Consider the following 3348-nt stretch of genomic DNA (forward strand, 5'->3'; position numbering starts at 1 on the left):
CGCGAGCACCCCTCGCGCACCCTCGTCGTCATCAAGCGGGTCTCGCGCACCCCGCGCGACCGCACGACCTCGCGCCTCGACGCCGAGGTCCGGGTGGGCGCCGAGGCCGGCACCGGCGAGACCGTCGTGCTGCGCCTGTACGGGGAGGTCGTCCACCACGCCCAGTCGGTCGTCCTGCCGCTGCTGCTGCCGGACGCCCCGACGGTCGTCTGGTGGCCCGTGGACGCCCCGCTCGACCCCGCCCAGGACCCGCTGGGCGCGCTGGCCCAGCGCCGCGTCACGGACACGTACGCGACCGAGCAGCCGGTCCAGGAGCTGGAGGCCCGCGCGGCCGCCTACTCCCCCGGCGACACGGACCTGTCGTGGACCCGGATCACCCCCTGGCGCTCGATGCTCGCCGCGGCGCTCGACCAGGTCGACTGCAAGGTGACCTCGGTCGGCGTCGAGGGTGAGGAGTTCAACCCGAGCTGCGAGCTCCTGGCGATGTGGCTCGCCGACCGGCTCGGTGTTCCCGTGCGGCGCACCCTGTCGACGGGCCCCGGGCTGACCTCGGTGCGCCTGGAGACGGACTGCGGGCCGATCGTCCTCGACCGGGCCGACGGCACGCTGGCCACGCTCTCCATCCAGGGCCAGCCGGACCGCGCGGTCGCGCTCAAGCGCCGCGAGACGTCCGAGCTGATCGCGGAGGAGCTGCGCCGGCTCGACCCGGACGACACGTACGCGGCCGCGCTGAAGTTCGGCGTGGACCGGCTCGGCGACGCGGCGGCTCAGGAGGCCCCGGCCGACCCGGCCGCCGCGGAACCCGTGAAGCCCGTGAAGAAGGCCGCCCCCGCGCGGAAGGCGGCCGCGAAGAAGGCTCCGGCCAAGAAGGCGGCGACGAAGTGAGCGCAGCACCCCAACTCGTCGTCCACCGCGACAAGGAGCTGATGGCGCAGGCGGCCGCGGCCCGGCTGATCACCAAGATCGTCGACGCCCAGGCCACCCGCGGCTCCGCCTCCGTCGTCCTGACCGGCGGCCGCAACGGCAACGGGCTGCTGGCCGCGCTCGCGGCGGCGCCCGCACGCGACGCGGTCGACTGGGGCCGGCTCGACCTGTGGTGGGGCGACGAGCGCTTCCTGCCCGAGGGCGACCCCGAGCGCAACTACACCCAGGCGCGCGAGGCGCTCCTCGACAGCGTCCCGCTCGACCCGGACCGCGTGCACCCCATGCCCGCGGCGGACGGCCCCTACGAGGCGGACGCGGCGGCCGAGGTGTACGCGGCCCGGCTGGCCGCCGCGGCGGGCCCGGAGGACCACGGCGAGGTCCCGACCTTCGACGTGCTGATGCTCGGCGTCGGCCCGGACACCCACGTCGCCTCGCTCTTTCCCGAGCTGCCCGCGGTCCGCGAGACCGAGCGCACGGTCGTCGGCGTGCACGGGGCCCCCAAGCCGCCGCCCACCCGCATCACGCTCACGCTCCCGGCGATCCGGGCCGCGCGCGAGGTGTGGCTGCTGGCGGCCGGCGAGGACAAGGCGAAGGCCGCGGCGATCGCCCTGTCCGGAGCGGGCGAGATCCAGGCGCCCGCGGCCGGTGCGTACGGCCGCTCGCGCACCCTGTGGCTGCTCGACGCGGCGGCGGCCTCGCAGCTGCCGCCCGAGCTGTATCCCCCGGCGATCGCCTGAGGCGACCCGTCGCAGACCCGTCACAGAGGCCCCGTGCCCCCCGGATTCCGCTCCGGAGGCGCGGGGCCTCACGCGTGCTGCGGGACCCGGTAGGCGGAGCCGTCGCTCGCGCGGACGAGGAGCCCGTCGGTGACGCAGTACCGGCGCAGTGCGGCCGTGTCGTCGTGGACGGTGCGCAGCGCCTCGTTGACCTCGGTCTCGCTGTAGGTGCGCGCCGGGTCGAAGAGGGTGTCCGTGAGGTGCACGAGGAGCTCGTGGCGGACGGTGGGGCGCACCGGGATCGCGGTGAGCCGTCCGCGGGCGAAGAAGCCCGCGAGGTGGCGCGGGACGCCGCCGGCGGACTCGGCGGTCCTGGCTCTGCGGAACACCTCGGGGCCGGCCCGCAGCGATCCGTCGTCGAGCCGCTCGACCAGGCCGGACGCGAGGAGCTTGCCCAGATGGCGGCGGGCCGCCGGGGAGTCTGCCTCGCGCGGCGGGAGGTCGCCGAGCACGATCCGTGCGTACAGCTCGAGTCGTTCGGGGTCGGACAGGGCCGACATGAGGTGGTCCACGGAAGTGCCTCCCGGCAGGGTCACGGACCGGCAGTCTGGCCCGCCGGGCGGCGCTCCCGCATCCGATTAACCCAACGCGGTCAACGTCCTCGCAGTTCCCGGTACTTGGCGACGAGTGCCCGGGTCGACGCGTCGAGGCCGGGGACGTCGGCACCGTCGGTCAGCGCCGGCTCGACCCGCTTGGCGAGGACCTTGCCGAGCTCGACGCCCCACTGGTCGAAGGAGTCGATGTTCCACACCGCTCCCTGGACGAACACCTTGTGCTCGTACAGGGCGACGAGCTGGCCGAGCACGGACGGGGTCAGCGCCTTGGCGAGGATCGTCGTGGTCGGGTGGTTGCCCTTGAACGTCTTGTGCGGGACGAGCTCCTCGGGCACGCCCTCGGCGCGCACCTCGTCGGGCGTCTTGCCGAAGGCCAGGGCCTGCGTCTGCGCGAAGAAGTTGGCCATCAGCAGGTCGTGCTGGGCGACGAGGCCGGGCAGCAGGTCGGCCACCGGCTCGGCGAAGCCGACGAAGTCGGCGGGGATCAGCTTGGTGCCCTGGTGGATCAACTGGTAGTACGCGTGCTGCCCGTTCGTCCCGGGAGTGCCCCACACGACCGGGCCGGTCTGCCACTGCACCTCCTCGCCGTCGCGCTGCACGTACTTGCCGTTCGACTCCATGTCGAGCTGCTGCAGGTAGGCGGTGAAGCGGGAGAGGTAGTGCGAGTAGGGCAGCACGGCGTGCGACTGGGCGTCGTGGAAGTTGCCGTACCAGATGCCCAGCAGGCCCATGAGGAGCGGCACGTTGGACTCGGGCGGCGCGGTGCGGAAGTGCTCGTCGACGAGGTGGAAGCCGTCGAGCATCTCGCGGAACGCCTCGGGCCCGATCGCGATCATCAGCGAGAGACCGATCGCGGAGTCATACGAATAACGTCCGCCGACCCAGTCCCAGAACTCGAACATGTTGGCCGTGTCGATGCCGAACTCGGCGACCTTCTCGCTGTTCGTCGAGAGCGCCACGAAGTGCTTCGCGACCGCGTCCTGACCGGCCCTCAGCTCGGTGAGCAGCCAGTTGCGCGCGGAGGTCGCGTTCGTGATCGTCTCGATGGTCGTGAAGGTCTTGGAGGCGATGACGAACAGCGTCTCGGCCGGGTC

At 73.2% G+C, this 3348-nt stretch carries 4 protein-coding genes; 2 read left to right on the forward strand and 2 right to left on the reverse strand.

Translation table 11 applies throughout. The features are described 5' to 3' along the window. A partial coding sequence (locus GTW43_RS10530; RefSeq protein WP_161301382.1) for a glucose-6-phosphate dehydrogenase assembly protein OpcA occupies window positions 1-885 on the forward strand: 885 nt, incomplete at its 5' end. Further along, window positions 882-1661: a 6-phosphogluconolactonase gene (pgl, locus tag GTW43_RS10535; RefSeq protein WP_161301383.1), complete on the forward strand. Its 780-nt coding sequence runs from the start codon at window positions 882-884 to the stop codon at window positions 1659-1661. The genes GTW43_RS10530 and pgl, both read left to right, overlap by 4 nt. A 68-nt stretch (window positions 1662-1729) precedes the next feature. Here the strand turns inward: pgl and GTW43_RS10540 are convergent, their stop codons facing one another. Both GTW43_RS10540 and pgi read right to left on the reverse strand, forming a co-directional pair. Beyond that, window positions 1730-2212: a DUF2087 domain-containing protein gene (locus GTW43_RS10540; RefSeq protein ID WP_343245961.1), complete on the reverse strand. Its 483-nt coding sequence runs from the start codon at window positions 2210-2212 to the stop codon at window positions 1730-1732. An 80-nt stretch (window positions 2213-2292) separates the two neighbouring features. Further along, the coding region (gene pgi / locus GTW43_RS10545; protein ID WP_161301384.1) for a glucose-6-phosphate isomerase at window positions 2293-3348 on the reverse strand (1056 nt) is incomplete at its 5' end.

Source organism: Streptomyces sp. SID5785, from assembly GCF_009870065.1.
Classification (GTDB): Bacteria; Actinomycetota; Actinomycetes; order Streptomycetales; family Streptomycetaceae; genus Streptomyces.